The sequence below is a fragment of the Caulobacter sp. genome (assembly GCF_049283275.1).
GTDB lineage: Bacteria > Pseudomonadota > Alphaproteobacteria > Caulobacterales > Caulobacteraceae > Caulobacter.
Genome location: NZ_JBAPVS010000091.1, coordinates 1 through 2666, shown reverse-complemented (window position 1 = coordinate 2666; position 2666 = coordinate 1). Strand labels below are relative to the sequence as shown.

Below are 2666 nucleotides of genomic sequence, written 5' to 3'. Positions count from 1 at the left end.
GAGCGGTGCTCCGGGCCTTCTCCATTTCTATTTTCCTTCTGACGGCGTCTCGCCGCTGGCGAGGTTTCGTCTTTCTGACGGCGCCTCGCCGCTGGCTCGTCCCGGGACTGATGGAGGTCCAGGGCGGGGTCGGCGCATGTCGACGCTAGGCCAGCTTGATCTCGCGCAGACGCTGCTGGAGGAAGGCGTCGGCGGTGATCGGCTCGGGATAGCGGTCCGGGTTCTCTTCGGTGATGCAGCTGGGCAGCGTCTTGATCAGATAGTCCGACGCGAAGTGCAGGAAGAACGGCGTCGAATAGCGCGCCACGCCGCGACGCTCGGGCGGCGGATTGACCACCCGGTGGATCGTCGAGGGCAGGACGTGGTTGGTCAGGCGCTCCAGCATGTCGCCGATGTTGCAGACCACGCAGCCGGGCGGCGGGTTGATCGGCAGCCAGTCGCCGTTCTTGTCCAGCAGCTCCAGCCCGCCCTCTTCGGCGCCCATCAGCAGCGTGATGGTGTTGATGTCGCCGTGGGCCCCGGCCCGCACGCCGGTGGCGTCCTTGGGGATCGGCGGATAGTGCAGCAGGCGCAGGATGCTGTTGCCGTCCTTGACGGTCGGATCGAAGAAGTCGCGGCCCAGGTCCAGATAGGTGGCGATGGCCTTGAGCACCCGCACACCCAGGCTGTCGAGCGCGCCGTACAACCAGCCGACATTGTGGTGGAAGCTGGGAATCTCGGCCGGCCAGACGTTGTCGGCCATGGTGGCGCGGAACGGATGGCCCGGCGGCAGGTCGCGGCCCACGTGCCAGAATTCCTTCAGATCGTAATGGTCGGCGCCCTTGGCGGTCTCGATGCCGAACGGGATGTAGCCGCGCGCCCCGCCCTTGCCGAGCGCGTACTGTTTCTTGATCTCCTCCGGCAGGGCGAAGAAGGCCTTGGCGTCGGCGATGGCCGCGTCGATGCGGGCCTGGGCCATGTCGTGGTCCGAGATCACCGCGAAGCCGTAGCGCTGGAACGACGCGCCCAGCGCCTGGGCGAACCTGTCGAAATCCTTCGAATACAGGGTGAACGAGACGGGTTCGATGGCGGATGCGGACACGGACTTGGGCCTCGATATAGCCGGATGGGACGTTAGTAAGATCAGGCTTACTACACCGCCGGGGACCAAAGCGCCAAGAGGCGGCCCCGGGGCGGTTTGGCGAGCGGTGCGGAACCCTGTTCATCCCCGGGTCATCGGCCGTATTGGAACTTGACCATGGGCCGGGCGTTCCGCCGGCCAAGGATCGCACGCGACAGCGTGGGATCAAGAGTCTGAACGGGTCCAAAAGGGAAAATCGACCATGATCAAGAAAACCGCCGTCGGCGTCGCCATGTTGGGCGCCCTGGCCTTGGCCGCTTGCACCACCACCGATCCCTATACCGGCATGCCGGTCCGCAACAACACGGGCGCCGGGGTCCTGACCGGCGCGGGCGTCGGCGCGGTGCTGGGCTATCTGACCAACACCAACAAGGGCGAGCAGGGCCGCAAGAACGCCCTGATCGGGGCTGGCATCGGCGCCCTGGCCGGCGGCGCCGTCGGCAACTACATGGACCGCCAGCAGGCCGACTTCCGTCGCAGCCTGGAAGGCTCGGGCGTGATGATCCGCCGCAACGGCGACCAGATCGTGCTGGTCATGCCCAGCGACGTGACCTTCGCGGTCGACCGGTCCGAGGTCCAGCCCCAGTTCACCCGGGTTCTGGCCGACGTGGCCCGCACCCTGAACGCCTATCCGCAGACCACGATCGACGTGGTCGGCCACGCCGACAGCAGCGGTCCGGACGACTACAACCAGACCCTGTCGGAGCGCCGGGCCAGCTCGGTGGCCGGCTATCTGACCGGTCCGGGCGGCGTGATCCCCGACCGGGTCTTCGTGGCCGGCCAAGGCGAGCGCCAGCCCATCGCCTCCAACGACACCGCCGAAGGCCGCGCCCAGAACCGCCGGGTCGAGATCGTCCTGCGGCCGCTGACGCAGTAGGGCGTTCGAGGGAGGGGGCGGTGGCTCACCCACTTGCCCCCTACGGGCCTTCGGCCGTCTTCCCCCAAAGGGGGAAGAGGAACGCGCGTCCTCCGCCCCCTGTGGGGGCGGACAGACCGCGAAGCGGTCAGGTGGGGGCAAGTGTTCACCGGCCAGCCTAAGTCTTCATGGCGTCGGCGCGGCTTTCCAGCAGGCCCGGCCGATGCGATTTCATCTCCGCGCGCCACCTCAGCAGGGCGGTCCTCGCCGGCCCCTTCGGCGTTTTGCCAAGTTGCTCGTCGATCTTGGCCAGGACCGCGTCGTTCAGGGCCAGGGCGGCTCGGGTCCCTTCGATCATCAGTACGCGAAGGTCGTTGCCTCGGCGGATCTTGCGGCGACGGGGCGGTTTGGACTTGGGCAAGGGGTTCTCCGTTCGTGGAGAGGTCGTGAGCGGACACGGCTCTTCGACCTCGGGCTTTCGCGACGAGTGGGTGAGGAGGCGCGGAGCGGCCGGGCCAAGCCCGGATGACCGTGGGTTTAGAGTGTGCGTTTCGGCTAGACCTGACCGCTCCGCGAAACCGTTTGTCTCGAGGGACGGCGATTGAGGGCCTGTTTCATCCCGATCGACGTTCCCCCTCGGACGGGCAGGATCAAAGTCGCCCGGAAGGGGCCGTCAGCGACTCCGACAGA

At 67.4% G+C, this 2666-nt stretch carries 3 protein-coding genes; 1 reads left to right on the top strand and 2 read right to left on the bottom strand.

Annotated features, from left to right (window positions below):
- Positions 1-145 precede the first annotated feature (145 nt).
- Entirely contained in the window at positions 146-1081 is a 936-nt protein-coding gene (locus tag WAL33_RS04495) for an isopenicillin N synthase family dioxygenase (protein WP_422178906.1), read from the bottom strand.
- Positions 1082-1322: 241 nt separating this feature from the next.
- On the opposite strand from WAL33_RS04495, the gene WAL33_RS04490 reads away from it, so the two are divergent.
- Complete coding sequence (locus tag WAL33_RS04490) at positions 1323-1997, top strand: OmpA family protein (RefSeq protein ID WP_422178904.1); 675 nt, start codon at positions 1323-1325, stop codon at positions 1995-1997.
- Between the two features lie 157 nt (positions 1998-2154).
- Here WAL33_RS04490 and WAL33_RS04485 read toward each other — a convergent pair whose 3' ends face one another.
- The gene (locus tag WAL33_RS04485; RefSeq protein WP_422178902.1) at positions 2155-2397 is read right to left on the bottom strand and encodes a hypothetical protein; all 243 of its coding nucleotides are present in this window, start codon (positions 2395-2397) and stop codon (positions 2155-2157) included.
- Positions 2398-2666: the final 269 nt, after the last annotated feature.